Raw genomic sequence first — 13,810 nt, 5'->3', positions numbered from 1 at the left:
TTCCTTTCTGCTGTCATGGGTTATTGTCGTCGGGGCCGGTGGAATTGGCGCCAAACGTGCCGCCGGCAACACGGACCGACAGCCCAGCCCCGGCGGGCGCCTGCGACGGGTGCCGCACCACTTCGCGCCCGGCACCTGCAACATCGCCGTTTTCACTGAGCTGCACCACCGCATATCCGCGGTCCAGCGTTTGCTGAGGGGAAAGTGCACGGACCTGTGCCCGCAGATGGAGCAGCTGATCTGTTGCCCGCACCACCGCGGAATGCACAGCAGCGGAGGAGCGGCGACGGAGCCGGTCCACGTCTTCGGAGCGGACAGTCACCATGCCCTCCGGCGCGGCCAGTACCGGGCGGGAGTGGAGCGAGGCCAGACGATCCCTTTCTCTGTCAACGAGCCGTGTGACGCTGCGCCGCAGCTGGTCCCGGGCTTGCCTGACCCGGGCGAGCTCCTCCACGACATCGGGCACGATTCTCTTGGCGGCGTCGGTGGGCGTTGATGCGCGAAGATCAGCGACGTCGTCGAGGATCGGCCTGTCAGCCTCATGGCCGATCGCACTGACCACGGGGGTGAGAGCGGCGGACACGGCACGGATGAGCTCTTCACTGCTGAATGGCAGCAGGTCTTCCAGCGCACCGCCACCGCGGGCGATCACTATGACGTCCACATCCGGGCGGGCATCGAGTTCACGCAGGGCCCCGATGACCTGGGCTACCGCGGTGTTTCCCTGCACCGCTACTTCACGGACCTCGAACTCGACGGCGGGCCAGCGGAGTGCCGCATTGCGCAAAATGTCCTTCTTGGCATCCGACTCCCGGCCGGTAATGAGCCCGATCCGGTGGGGGAGCAGGGGGAGCCGCTTCTTCCGTGAAACTGCAAAGAGCCCTTCCAGCGCCAACGCCTGTCTCAATCGCTCTATCCGGGCCAGCAGATCACCGAGACCTACCGGCCGGATGTCCTTTACCTGCATGCTCAGCCGTCCGGTTTTCAACCAGAACTCGGGTTTCAGCAGGGCGACAACGCGGGAGCCCCGCTCGAGCGGCGTTTCCTGCCGGTCCAGCACGGTGGTCCAGATGGAGGCGGGCAGGGAGATCTCGGCATCCACGTCCCTGAGCGTCAGGTACGCGCTGGTGCCGCGACGGTTGAGCTCAATGACCTGGCCTTCAACCCAGGCAGAGGGCGTCCGGTCTATGTGCGCTTTGAGCTTCTGGGACAGCAGTTGCAACGGCCACGGGTTGTCCGGGCTGGTTTCCGCAGCCGTGGCCGGCACAGTTGTGGGCCCCGCTGGGGGCGCTGCAGCTGTGGCTGCAATATCTTCAGACATGTGCCCGTCCAGCGGCGGCGACTTCCTGGTGCATGCAGTGGTCCTTTGCGGGGTTATTGCCGGACAGTCGGATCCCGGAAATTCCGGGGCCGGTGAACCAACTCTATCCATAGCCCTATCACCGGGCGCTGACATTTTTGTTCCCGGGGCAGCCCCTTTAGGATGGCTGTATCCCAACAACAGGCTAGGAATCCCTTGCGCACTTTTGTCTCAGCGGCAGCAGTTCTACTCGGACTGCTGCTGGCTGCCGTTGCAGTACCCGCTATGTGGGTGGACCGCAATATCGTGCAGGAGGACGGATTTGTGGCGCTGGCCGCTCCTCTGGGGAACGATCCTTTGTTCCAGCAGAGGCTGTCAGCTGCGGCGGTCGGAAGCCTTGATTCCGATGGCCGGATTCCTAAAAGTCTTACTGAACTTGTCCGGCCGGTCCTCGAATCGGCTGCTTCATCGCTCACCTCGTTGCCGGGATACCCTGCGGCCTGGGAAGAAACCCTGCACAGGAGCCACCGGCTGAGTTTTGCCGATCCCCGGACGCTGCCGCCCGAAGTGGATGCAACAACCTCACTGACCCTTGATGTTGCGCCTCTCGTGGCGCTGGTGACCCAACAGATATCCGACGCCGTTGGGTTGCCCTTGGACGCTCCGGACCAGACGCTCATCAACATCGGCCAGTCGAGCCAGCGGCAGCTTATTGAGCGTGCGAATGCCTACGCGCCGATGGGGTATGCGCTGGGGCTGGGCTCCGCATTGGCTTTTGTGCTCGCATTTGTTGCTGCCCGCCGTCGCTGGTCGGTGCTGGCCGGAACCGGTATCGGTGCTTTGCTGCTCGCCGGGACATGGTTCCTCGGATCACGCGCGGCAGGCGCGGCCATCTCCGGAACAGTAAGCGGCAACCCCGTAGCGGAGATCTTCAAACGCGAATTCGTGGCCGCATCGCTGGACGGCTTCGGGGCCTGGATCCTGGCGTCTTTGATCACAGGCGGCATTCTCCTGGTCTCCGGCGTACTGCTTCGGATGACAGCAGGCCGCACACAGGAGTAGCTGAAGGTTCACACCTGACTTCAGCCTCGCTGGACTCCAGCCTCACTGAACTTCAGCGTGCGGCGAACCAGCCCGGGGAGCTGGGCTGAAACCGGTAGCATTGGGAAATGACCTCCTCAGCAGTTTCCCTCGCGATGCCCACCGTCCCGCGCCGGCGGCGATCCCCTGAGGACATATTGGCTGCGGCTCCCGTAGAGGGTCCCAAGAAGGTCCTGCTCGCCGCTCCGCGCGGATACTGTGCCGGTGTTGACCGGGCCGTGATAGCTGTTGAAAAGGCTCTGGAGCACTACGGCCCGCCCGTCTACGTCCGCAAGCAGATCGTGCACAACGTTCATGTGGTCAGCTCGCTCGAAGAACAGGGCGCCATCTTTGTTGACGAGACAGACGAGGTTCCGGAGGGCGCCCTGGTGATCTTCTCGGCCCACGGGGTTTCACCCGCTGTGGTCCAGTCTGCCGAGGACCGCGGGCTTCGCACCATCGATGCCACGTGTCCCTTGGTGACGAAAGTCCACAAGGAGGCGGTCCGCTTTGCCAAGGATGATTTCGACATTCTGCTGATCGGCCATGACGGCCACGAGGAAGTGGAAGGTACGGCCGGGGAAGCCCCGGAGCATATCCAGATCATTAATGGGCCGCACGAAGTGGGCAAGGTGACCGTCAGGGATCCGGAAAAGGTCATCTGGCTGTCCCAGACCACCCTCAGTGTGGACGAGACAATGGAAACAGTGCGCCTGCTCAAAGAGCGGTTTCCCACCCTGCAGGATCCGCCCAGCGATGACATCTGCTACGCCACCACAAACCGTCAGGTGGCCATCAAGAAGATCTCTCCGCAGGCTGAGCTGGTGATTGTTGTTGGATCGGCCAACTCGTCCAACTCTGTGCGTCTGGTCGAAGTGGCCCTGGAATATGGTGCCAAGGCTTCCTACCGGGTGGACTTTGCCAACGAGGTGGACGAGGCCTGGTTTGAAGGAGTCGCCACCGTGGGCGTCACGTCCGGTGCGTCCGTTCCTGAAGTGCTCGTCAAAGACGTTCTCCGGCTCCTTGCCGACTACGGCTACGGCTCTGTGGAAGAGGTTGTCACAGCGGAGGAAGACCTCCTGTTTTCCCTGCCCAAGGAACTCCGTGCAACGCTCAAGCAGGCCGGGGATGTCACCCGCGCACTGGGCGGCCGGCGTTCCCGCAACTAGGCCGCGTTTTCGCCCCGCTCAAGTTCATCGGACTGCGATTCGCTGGACTGCAGCTCAGGAGCGGCCACTGACCGCGGCGTGACTTCTACGGCCGCCGGCGCAACCAACCCTGCGGCATCGAGGGCGTTCAGCTTCCTGGCGGTAGGCAACACCCGGGCTTCCAGAGTGCCGATCATTGAGTTGTAGCGGTCCACGGAGGACTTCAGCGACGAACCGAGTTTGCTGACGTTGTCCCCGAGCGTCCCCATCCGTTCGTAGAGCTGCCGCGCCAGATCGAACAGTTCACGGGCGCTGTCGGTCAGCACATCCTGCCGCCAGGTGAAGGCAACGGACTTAAGAACCGCCAGCAACGTACTCGGTGAGGCAAGCACCACGTTTCTGGACAGAGCATGGTCCAGCAGTGCGGGGTCTGCCGTCAAAGCTGCGGCCAGAATGGACTCGGCAGGCAGGAAGCAGATCACCAGCTCGGGGGAGTTGCCCGGAATATCCCAGTACTTCTTGTTGCTCAGAGCATCCACGTGCGCTTTCAGGGCTTTGGCATGGGCTGCCATAAAAGACTGCTGGGCGGACGCGGTCAGCCCCGGTTGGCCGTGGCCCGATGAGGCACCCAGATCCTGGGCCTCCAGATATGCCGAGAGCGGGACCTTTGCATCAACCACCAGCTGCTTTTCGCCGGGAAGCTGGACCACCAGGTCGGGCCGCACAGCGGCGTCGGTGCCGCTGCTGTGGAGCTGCTCATGGAAATCGACGTGACGCAGCATGCCGGCTGCCTCCACAACGCGCCGCAATTGAACTTCTCCCCATTGGCCGCGCGCGCTGTTGGAGCGCAGAGCGGACTCCAGAGCATGGGTGGAGCGCAGCAGCTGTTCGTCGGAGAGCCTGGCCTCCTGGAGCTGCTGGGCCAGTTGCCCGTACTGCTCAAGCCGGTCCCGCTCCAGGAGCGACACCTGCTGCTGTACGGCTGTGAGTTTTTCGGCTACCGGTGCAAGCGCACGGAGCACGCTGGTGTCCTGATTGCGTGATTCGCCAAGCTCGCGGTTCTGGACAGCGAGCAGGCGCCGTTCGGCGTCGGCGGCGGCAAACTGACCGCTGACTTCGGAAAGCCGCGACGAAACGCCGTCGAAGTCCTCTTCCAGAGCGAGACTCCGTCGGCGGAAGACAATGTAGGTGGCGGTGGCGCCGGCAACAGCGCCAAGCAGCAACATCAGTAGGGCAAGAATCAATGCGAAAGCGTCCATGACTTCACTGTGGCATGCACCTGCGACATTTTTACCCAGCAGGACCGTGACCAGCGGCTGCCGCAGTGTTCGCGCTACGGGGTTCCCATGCCATTGCGGGTAGAATCAATGCTCGTGGCTCTTACTATTGGCATCGTCGGACTGCCCAACGTCGGCAAATCAACTCTTTTCAACGCACTGACCCGCAATCAGGTGCTGGCAGCGAACTATCCGTTCGCCACCATCGAGCCGAATGTCGGCGTCGTGAACCTGCCGGATCCCCGGCTCCAGCAGCTTGCGGGCATTTTCGGATCGCAGCGGCTGCTTCCGGCTGTGGTGTCCTTCGTTGACATCGCGGGCATCGTCAAAGGCGCCTCTGAAGGTGAGGGGCTGGGGAACAAGTTCCTTGCCAACATCCGTGAGGCCGAGGCGATCGTCCAAGTGGTCCGGGTGTTCGATGATCCGGATGTCATCCATGTTGACGGCAAAGTGGACCCCGGCTCCGACATGGAGACCATCAACACTGAACTGATACTGGCCGACCTTCAGACCATCGAGAAGGCCATCCCCAGAATCGAAAAAGAAGTCAAGACCAAGAAACGCGAAGCCGCCGAGCTCGCGGCCATCCAGGCTGCGCAGGCAGTCCTGGAGCGGGGCGACACCATCTTCTCCTCCGTTGCGAGCGACAAACTGGAGCCTGAGCACCTCAAGGAGCTCAGCCTCCTCACAGCCAAACCCTTTATCTACGTCTTCAACGCGGACGACGGAATCCTGGGGAGCCCGGAAAAGCAGGCGGAGCTGCGCGCCCTGGTTGCGCCGGCCGACTCCATTTTCCTCGACGCCAAGCTCGAGTCCGATCTCGTGGAGCTGGATGAGGAAGAAGCCCGCGAAATGCTGGAGATGAACGGGCAGGATGAATCCGGCCTGGATCAGCTTGCCCGCGTCGGATTCCACACCCTCGGCCTGCAGACGTATCTTACGGCCGGGCCCAAGGAGACGCGCGCCTGGACCATTCATCAGGGCGATACCGCGCCGCAGGCCGCAGGTGTCATCCACACGGACTTCCAGCGGGGATTCATCAAGGCAGAGGTGGTCTCCTTTGACGACCTCGTCGACGCCGGTTCCATGGCCGAGGCGAAGTCCCGCGGCAAGGTCCGCATCGAAGGCAAGGAATACGTTATGGCCGACGGCGACGTCGTGGAGTTCCGCTTCAACGTCTAGGCGAACGTGATACGCCATCTCAGTGATTGAGAATTAACAAGAAAAGCCCCGGTTCCGTTGAACCGGGGCTTTCCTTGTGATTGGTGCGCGTACTCCCGTGCCGACCAGGCGTCAAGCATTCCTAACGATTCAGGCGTCCACGGTCAGCTCTTGGTTGCATCTCGATAACAAACTTTACTGATGGGCAACTTTCGTCCCACCGCACGTATTTTTGGGTCTAGGCTACTTCTCATGTGAGACACGCCACATTCTCACTGGGGGGATTCTGGCGGTCTGGCCGGCGTCTACAGCGCCGGTCTTTTTCACACTCAACAATAGGAGGCGGAATGCGATTCGGTCGTATTTCCAAAGCAGTAGGTGTTGCCGCAGCCGCGGCACTGGCATTGAGCGCCTGCTCGGGCAACACCGGAACAACCCCGTCAAGTGGTGCCGCCGGGAAAGAGGGCGGCTCGGCCACCGTAGTGGAGGTTAACGCTTTCAATACGTTCAATACGAATACAGCCGATGGCAACACTGACATCAACTCAAAAATCAGTTATGCCACGCACTCGGGCTTTTACTACATCGACAACAAACTGAACATCGTTCGAAACGAAAAGTTCGGCAAGATGGAAAAGACCTCCGACGATCCGTTGACAGTGAAGTACACCGTCAACGAGGGCGTTAAGTGGTCAGACGGAACGCCCGTTACCGCTGCTGACCTGCTGCTGCAGTGGGCCGCCTTCTCGGGATACTATAACGACGCCGATGCAAAGGCGAAGACGGGCACCTCCTATTTCTCCTACGCTGGTGACCCAACAGGTCTGGCACTGACGGACTTCCCGGAAATCGGCGACAACAACCGCTCAATGACTGTGAAGTACTCCAAGCCTTTCGCCGACTGGGAAATAGCCCTCGGGGGCCCGTCCGTCGACATCCCTGCGCATGTCCTCGCCAAGAAGGCAGGGCTTACTGACGGCCAGGCATTCGTTGACTTCCTCAAGGAAAAGCCGAGAGGCGACGCTAAGGCCCCGAAACCGGCGGACGCGAAGCTGAAGGCCATGTCGGATATGTGGAATACCGGTTTTGACACCAAGACGCTGCCGGCAGATCCGAGCCTCTACCTTTCCAACGGGCCGTTCATAGTCAAGAGCATGAATCAGGACCAGTCCCTGACCATGGTCCGAAACAAGGACTACAACTGGGGTCCGGCCGCCAACCTCGACGAAATTACCGTCAGGTACATCGGTGAAGCTCCGGCCCAGGTCCAGGCGCTGAAAAATGGCGAAGCAGACATCATCGCTCCCCAGGCCTCAGCCGACACCCTTGAACAACTTAAGGCACTGGAGAGCCAGGGCGTCACGGTTGAACAGGGTGAGCAGCTTTCCTACGACCATATTGACCTGAACTACTCCGGCCCGTTTAAGGACAAGAGCGTTCGCGAAGCGTTCATGAAGACGGTTCCGCGGACCGACATCGTGGACAAGATCATCAAAAAGCTTGCCCCGGACGCCAAACCGCTCGATTCGCAGCTCTTTGTGCCGGCCCAGCCAGGATACGCCGACTCGTCCAAGGACAACGGATCTTCGGCGTACCAGGCGGTGGATATCGATGGGGCTAAGAAACTCCTCAACGGTGCCACCCCGGAAATCCGCATCATGTTCAACAAGGACAACCCGAACCGGGCCGACGCCTACTCGCTGATCCGCGAGTCCGCGTCCAAGGCAGGATTCAAGATCGTCGACGGCGGCCTTGGGAAGTCCGACTGGGGCAAGGCCCTTGGTGATGGTAGCTACGACGCCACGATCTTCGGCTGGATCAATCCCGGAGTGGGTGTCTCGGGCGTGCCGCAGATTTTCAAGACCGGAAACGGCTCCAACTTCAACCTCTTTTCCGATCCTGACGCCGACAAGCTGATGGAGGAACTGATCGTGACGACGGATCGCGAAAAGCAGGATGCGCTCATCAAGCAGGTTGATAAGAAGATCTGGGATTCGGCCTACGGACTGCCGCTATTCCAGGCAGTTGGGGTTGACGCCTACAGCGATCGCATTACCGGTGTGAAGTACATGCCCAACCAGACCGGTGTCTGGTGGAACTTCTGGGAGTGGGCTCAGAAGTAAGCCGACTACCGTTAGTAGAATCCGCTAGCTGAGGCGCCGGGACCTGGATTTTGGTCCCGGCGCCTTCGTAGCTGACAAGCCACCCATGCCGGCGACCCGACACATCAGGCGGAACCCGCCGCGATCCGTCTGGGTAAGTTCCCGGCCCGAATACTGAGGTTTCAGCATAAATGGTGACGTACATAGTCCGGCGGCTTCTCACCGCCGCACTCATTCTTTTGGGCGCGTCGTTTCTGGTCTACATCTTGACCGCCGCGTCCGGCGATCCGCTCGCCGAATACCGTTCCAGCAGCGCACCCAACAAAGAACAACTGATGGCGTCAAGGTCGCAGCTTCTTGATTTGGACACGCCGGCCCCGTTGCGGTACTTCAAATGGCTGGCGGGGGCAGCCCAATGTCTTATGCCCTTTGGCACATCGTGCGACCTGGGGAAAAACATAGCGGGCCAACCCATCACGGACGCCTTGGGCTTCGCTCTTGTGCAAACGTTGACTCTGGTCACAGCAGCCACCGTCTTGGCCATCCTGATTGGCATCACTCTTGGAATCATTACGGCCCTGCGCCAGTACAGTGCAGTCGACTATGGCGTGACCTTCATGGCTTTTCTGTTTTTCTCGCTGCCGATATTCTGGGTAGCGGTTCTACTCAAGGAGTTCGGTGCCATCGGCTTTAATGATTTCCTGCGGAACCCTGAAATACCTTTGCCGGCGGCCCTTGGTATCGGGGCGGTCTTCGGGATAGTCGCTGCTGTCGCGGCCGGCGGCGAACCCAAACGCCGGCTCCTGATAGGTGGCGCAGTGTTCGCGATTGTCAGCGCGGTACTCACATATTTCTCGGTCACCCTCTGGTTCAAAACGCCCGGTCTGGGCCCGGTCGTGATCGCCATTGCCGGTGCCGGCCTGGCATTCGCTGTCACGTTACTGACGGCCGGGCTGAAGAACCGTAAGGCACTTCTGTCGTCCCTTATTGCAGCTGGCGTCGGTGTCGTGGCGTATTTTGCCGTCCAGCCCCTGCTGGATCAGGCCACGTTCATCATGGTTGCGCTCTTGGCAATCGCCACGGTACTTGTTGGGTTGGGGATCGGGTATTTCGTTGGGGGCTACGACCGCGGCCAGTCCATGCGGGCAGCAGCACTGACGTCATTCCTTGTCGGGTTCCTTATTTTGCTTGACAGATTCATGCAGGCCTGGCCCACCTACTTCAACAACAGCCGGGTCCGGGGGCGGCCAATCGCCACTATCGGAGCCACTACGCCGAATATCCAAGGCGATTTTTGGGTACTGAGTCTTGACACCTTCACACACCTGATTCTGCCCACGCTGGCGCTCGTCCTGATTTCCCTGGCCGGTTACACCAGGTTCACCCGGGCATCGATGCTGGAAATCATGAACATGGACTACATCCGGACTGCCCGTGCCAAGGGGCTGACGGAAAGGACAGTCGTCATGCGCCATGCTTTCCGCAATGCCTTGATTCCAATCGCCACGATTGTGGCCTTCGACATTGGCGGACTGATTGGCGGTGCCGTGATTACGGAGTCAGTCTTTTCGATCCGCGGTATGGGGTTCCTGTTTTTTGACGGAATTGGGCATGTGGATCCCAACCCTGTCATGGGTGTCTTCATCTGTGTGGCCATCACTGCGATGGTCTTTAACTTGATTGCGGACGTCGCATACTCCGCACTTGATCCACGCGTAAGGGTGAAAGCATGAGCCAGCCGAGTCAGCAAAACGAAATATTGGCCGAGCAAGCCAGTCTCCATAGGGAACCAGCTGCTGGAGTTGAACCGGTGCTCGAGGCCAAGGGCCTGAGCCAGGGGCAGATCGTCCGGAAGCGGTTCGTGGGACACTCAGGCGCCATCGCCGGCCTGGTGCTGTTTTCTGCCATAGTAATTTTGGCGTTTACCTCCGTTGGGTACTCCGGGATTCCCGGCTGGTGGAAGTACAACCACGTAGATGTCTCTCCGCTCGTTGGCGACGGAGTTCCCACCGCGTCGATTTGGCCGCTGGCTTGGGGCGAGCATCCCTTTGGCCAGGACCGGATTGGCCGTGACCTCTTTGCCATGACCATGCGCGGTGCCCAGCAGTCCATCACGATCATGATCATGATCGGACTCATTGCCGGCCTCATCGGCGTCATAGTGGGGGCTCTGTCCGGTTACTTCCGCGGCTGGACGGAAGCTATCCTGATGAGACTTACTGATGTCATCATCATCATCCCGGCTCTCCTTCTGGCGGCGGTTATGGCGCAGATTGCCGGGCGGCGCGACGGGGGGAGCTGGTTTAGCTCTTTCGCCGCAACCAACGGCGTCTTGCTCCTTGGCGTGTTCCTGGGACTCATTAGCTGGGTGGGTTTGGCGCGGCTCATGAGAGGTGAATTTCTCACGCTGCGCGAACGTGAATTCGTCGACGCCGCAAGGATCTCTGGAGCCAGCAACACAAGGATTATTTTCAAGCACATCCTGCCCAATGCTGTCGGCGTCCTGATCGTCAACGTGACGCTGACCATGTCGGCAGCCATTTTGACCGAGACGGCGCTGAGTTATCTTGGCGTTGGTGTTAAGGCCCCGGATACGTCTTTGGGGCTCCTGATTTCACAAAATCAGGTTGCTTTTGCCACCCGTCCCTGGTTGTTCTGGTTCCCCGGCCTCTTCATTGTCATGATCTGCCTTAGCATCAACTTCATCGGCGATGGCCTACGGGACGCGTTCGATCCACGCCAGAAGAAGTTCAACGCGAAAAAGGCAGCGGATACCAAGGGTGGGCGAACATCGGAGAAGGCACCGGTCACGGACATTGACGGGTCTGTAAACGAAAGGTCAGAGGGTGCCTGAATGCGACTCGCCCGGAGAAACGAGTCACCGTGGAATTCTTCAGCTGCGCCACGCTCACATAAGGGCAACGGCCCAGTAACTGGCCGCAATCAGCAGCACACTGGCGCCCAGCTCCGTCCATCGGACGGTAACGGTCACCGGCGTGTTTTCGGCGGTGCCGGTGTCCAGACTGCCGCCTTCAACGAGCTCCTGCCAGCGGGTACGCACAAGCTGTGCAGCCTGGCCGGAGTCGGTGCCCCTCAGGTCTCCCGGACGGACGGACTGTCCCGGGCCGTAGCTTGTTCCGGGCAGTCCCTGAAGGTCTTCGGGGCGTGCGTTGCGTCCGCCCCAGATTCCGGGCGCCGGGGCTGCCCAGGAGGCATAGCTCTTGCCGGGTGTGACGAGGGTCAGCGCGTAACGTGTGTCCACGTTCACCAGGGCCGCCCACGGTACGGCGACGGACCGGAACGGATTTTCCAGTGTCACGCCGGCATCGTCCACAACCACGGCCGGGCGCCAGAACAGCAACCAGCCCAGGAAAGCGATCAGCAGGAGCGGCCCGGCCCCCACGAGGGCTCCCGGCCCGCCGGTCAACACCGTCACCAGCAGGCCGAAGGCGGCGACCAGCCAGGAGATCCAGGCGAACCACTTGTTCGTTCGGGCCTTGAAGATTTCAGCGTTTCCGGCGTGCGGCACAGTGCTCATGCCCCTAATAATTCAGGATTCCGAGCTACAGCACTAATTACCGGTGATCCGGTGGCTCGGGTGAAAGGGAAAATCCAACATGACTGAGAACATCAGCCCTGATCCGGCCGCGAGTGCGGCTTCGGAGCCCGGCAAAGGTGCCATCGTCCTCGAGGTCCGCGATCTCAGCGTCGACTTCGGAGTGGACAAGAAATGGGTTCCGGCAGCGATCGGCCTGAACTACGAAGTGCGGGCCGGGGAAGTACTGGCCATCGTGGGTGAGTCCGGCTCAGGCAAGAGCGCCAGTTCAATGGCGCTCTTGGGCCTCCTGCCCAGCAACAGCCGGGTCAGCGGCAGCGTCAAGCTGTCCGGCAAAGAGCTTCTGGGTCAAAACGCTTCAAACATCCGTGATGTCCGGGGCAAGGACGTCGCAGTGATTTTCCAGGAGCCCATGACGGCACTCAACCCGGTCTACACCGTCGGCTCCCAGATCGTCGAGACCATCCGGCTGCACAGCGAAGTGTCGCCGGACCAGGCCCGCGAGCGTGCACTGCGGATGCTGGACCTGGTGGAACTGCCGGATCCGGAAAAGGCCTTCAGGTCTTACCCCCACCAGCTGTCCGGCGGTCAGCGGCAACGTGCCATGATCGCGCAGTCGCTGTCCTGTGATCCCAAGCTGCTGATCGCCGATGAGCCCACCACCGCCCTTGATGTGACGGTCCAGGCCGAAATTCTGGACCTCATGAGGCATCTGCGCAACAAGCTGGACAGCGCCATTGTCCTGATCACGCACGACATGGGTGTGGTGGCAGACCTTGCGGACAGGATCGCCGTGATGCGCCGGGGACTGATCGTGGAAACCGGGACGGCCGCCCAGATCTTCAGCAATCCACAGCACCCTTACACACAGGCCCTTCTCGCTGCGGTACCCCACCTGGGCCAGGGCAGTGCCGACTCTGACGCTGAGGTGGATGTGATCGCTGCCCTGGCCGCTGCCACCCATGCCGAACTGAATACCATTGATAACGACGAATTGCTGCGCCGGGAGCAGGAAAACGCCGCCGCACTGGCGGCCGCCGAGGCTGTCTTGCCTTCAGGCGAACCGGTTTTGGAACTGACGGATGTCGCCATCGATTACCCGAAGCAGGGCCGCGTTCCGGCATTCCGCGCGGTGGAGGGGGCCAATCTGGTGATCTACCCCGGACAGGTGGTGGGACTGGTGGGGGAATCAGGTTCCGGAAAGACCACCATCGGGCGCGCAGCGGTGGGTCTTCTGCCCGTCGCCGCCGGCACCATGCGTGTGGTTGGCCAGGACATTTCGGCCGCCAAAAAGAACGGCAAGCAGCTCCATCAGGTGCGCCGCCACATCGGTATGGTTTTCCAGGATCCGTCGTCTTCTCTGAACCCGCGACTGCCCATTGGCGAGAGCATTGGCGAGCCGATGTTCCTCGCTGGAGAAGCTAAGGGAGCTGACCTGCAGAAGCGCATCGAGGCGCTGCTGGACCAGGTGGAACTGCCGCGGGACTACCGGAACAGATACCCGCATGAACTGTCCGGCGGACAGAAACAGCGTGTGGGTATTGCCCGCGCGCTGTCGCTTAAGCCCAAGCTGATGGTGGCGGATGAGCCGACGTCGGCCCTGGATGTTTCGGTGCAGGCCAAAGTACTGGAGCTCTTCCAGAACCTGCAGAAGGAACTCGGATTTGCGTGCCTGTTCGTGACGCATGACCTGGCGGTGGTTGATGTTCTCGCGGACCACATCTGCGTCATGCAACGCGGACGGATCGTGGAGCAGGGCACCCGTGATCAGATTCTGCGCAACCCCCAGGAGCCTTACACGCAGCGCCTGCTGGCCGCTGTTCCGTTGCCGGATCCGGAAAAACAACGCGAACGCCGGGAACTCCGGGCCCAGCTTCTGGCGGCGGGCGTGGAGTAACGCAGAACACATTCGGCGCGAATGGTAACAGTGAGTAACTTTTGGCCGTTGATGCGGGCCCATGACCTGGCAGTGGTCCGGCAGATCGCAGATCATGTATGTGTCATGGAAAAGGGAAAGCTGGTCGAGACCGGGTCCACGGACGACGTCTTCGACTCGCCGCAGCAGGACTACACCAGGGCCCTGCTGAATGCGATTCCGGGTTCGCGTCTGGTGCTTCCTCCGGAAGTTGCCTAGCGTCACGCCGATATCGGGCCTATAGCAGGAGCCGGTGTCCGCCCCATGTGGG

General features: G+C 60.9%; 10 protein-coding genes and 1 pseudogene. 8 read left to right on the top strand and 3 right to left on the bottom strand.

All coding sequences use genetic code 11. From position 1 onward, the window contains the following. Positions 1-13 precede the first annotated feature (13 nt). On the bottom strand, positions 14-1,321 hold the full coding sequence (gene xseA, locus V3C33_12535) for an exodeoxyribonuclease VII large subunit (GenBank protein XAS66323.1): 1,308 nt from the start codon (positions 1,319-1,321) through the stop codon (positions 14-16). A gap of 195 nt (positions 1,322-1,516) precedes the next feature. Here xseA and V3C33_12530 point away from each other — a divergent pair, with 195 nt between their 5' ends. Further along, the gene (locus V3C33_12530) at positions 1,517-2,362 is read left to right on the top strand and encodes a hypothetical protein (protein ID XAS66322.1); all 846 of its coding nucleotides are present in this window, start codon (positions 1,517-1,519) and stop codon (positions 2,360-2,362) included. A 107-nt stretch (positions 2,363-2,469) separates the two neighbouring features. Next, positions 2,470-3,549 carry a 4-hydroxy-3-methylbut-2-enyl diphosphate reductase gene (locus V3C33_12525; protein XAS66321.1) on the top strand — a complete coding sequence of 360 codons (1,080 nt, stop codon included), beginning with the start codon at positions 2,470-2,472 and terminating at the stop codon, positions 3,547-3,549. On the opposite strand, the gene V3C33_12520 is transcribed toward V3C33_12525, so the two are convergent. Further along, complete coding sequence (locus V3C33_12520) at positions 3,546-4,787, bottom strand: DNA recombination protein RmuC (protein ID XAS66320.1); 1,242 nt, start codon at positions 4,785-4,787, stop codon at positions 3,546-3,548. The genes V3C33_12525 and V3C33_12520 overlap by 4 nt on opposite strands. A gap of 114 nt (positions 4,788-4,901) precedes the next feature. Here V3C33_12520 and ychF point away from each other — a divergent pair, with 114 nt between their 5' ends. The 4 genes from ychF to V3C33_12500 all read left to right on the top strand — a co-directional run bounded on the left by ychF (position 4,902) and on the right by V3C33_12500 (position 10,922). After that, positions 4,902-5,987 (top strand): redox-regulated ATPase YchF, encoded by a 1,086-nt coding sequence (gene ychF, locus V3C33_12515; protein ID XAS66319.1) that lies wholly within the window; start codon positions 4,902-4,904, stop codon positions 5,985-5,987. A gap of 326 nt (positions 5,988-6,313) precedes the next feature. Then, on the top strand, positions 6,314-8,089 hold the full coding sequence (locus tag V3C33_12510; protein ID XAS66318.1) for an ABC transporter family substrate-binding protein: 1,776 nt from the start codon (positions 6,314-6,316) through the stop codon (positions 8,087-8,089). A gap of 170 nt (positions 8,090-8,259) precedes the next feature. Beyond that, positions 8,260-9,801, top strand: a complete 1,542-nt coding sequence (locus tag V3C33_12505) for an ABC transporter permease (protein XAS66317.1) — start codon at positions 8,260-8,262, stop codon at positions 9,799-9,801. Beyond that, positions 9,798-10,922, top strand: coding sequence for an ABC transporter permease (locus tag V3C33_12500; GenBank protein XAS66316.1), 1,125 nt, complete (start codon positions 9,798-9,800; stop codon positions 10,920-10,922). Before V3C33_12505 ends, V3C33_12500 begins: the two co-directional genes overlap by 4 nt. Positions 10,923-10,976: 54 nt before the next feature. Here the strand turns inward: V3C33_12500 and V3C33_12495 are convergent, their stop codons facing one another. Beyond that, positions 10,977-11,606, bottom strand: a complete 630-nt coding sequence (locus V3C33_12495) for a PH domain-containing protein (GenBank protein XAS66315.1) — start codon at positions 11,604-11,606, stop codon at positions 10,977-10,979. A 79-nt stretch (positions 11,607-11,685) separates the two neighbouring features. On the opposite strand from V3C33_12495, the gene V3C33_12490 reads away from it, so the two are divergent. Next, on the top strand, positions 11,686-13,521 hold the full coding sequence (locus V3C33_12490) for an ABC transporter ATP-binding protein (GenBank protein ID XAS66314.1): 1,836 nt from the start codon (positions 11,686-11,688) through the stop codon (positions 13,519-13,521). 60 nt (positions 13,522-13,581) lie between these two features. Further along, positions 13,582-13,758 (top strand): annotated as a pseudogene (locus V3C33_12485) (ABC transporter ATP-binding protein). Positions 13,759-13,810: the final 52 nt, after the last annotated feature.

It is taken from the genome of Micrococcaceae bacterium Sec5.7, from assembly GCA_039636785.1.
Lineage (GTDB): Bacteria > Actinomycetota > Actinomycetes > Actinomycetales > Micrococcaceae > Arthrobacter.
The sequence above is the reverse complement of the archived record's forward strand: the minus strand, read 5'-3'. Positions and strand labels throughout refer to the sequence as shown.